The following is a 251-nucleotide window of genomic DNA, read 5'->3' as shown; positions in this document are numbered from 1 at the left end:
CCGATGAGGTATTTCCAGAGGCTTTTCTCTTTTGGGGCAAAAGTGATGCGAGTCCCCGTGCTGTCTTTCAATTTAAATTTTTTGATCAAGGCTACCATGATCACCCCTAGCGTCACAGCTGTGCCGATGATGCCATACATGTGAAAGCTCTGGAAGCGAAACATCTCTTGAATTCTGTAGCAAGAAACTGCCTCAGACTTAGACATAATGATGCCGAATAATATACCTGCAATGATGTATTTGATATTTTT

At 41.8% G+C, this 251-nt stretch carries 1 pseudogene; it reads right to left on the bottom strand.

Features of this window, described 5'->3' with window-relative positions:
- Positions 1 to 251 (bottom strand): annotated as a pseudogene (locus I5349_RS13925) (YeeE/YedE family protein); the annotation flags it as partial.

This window comes from Penaeicola halotolerans (assembly GCF_016464625.1).
Taxonomy (GTDB): domain Bacteria; phylum Bacteroidota; class Bacteroidia; order Cytophagales; family Cyclobacteriaceae; genus Penaeicola; species Penaeicola halotolerans.
Note: the sequence above shows the minus strand (reverse complement) of the source record. Positions and strands in the feature narration are given on the sequence as shown.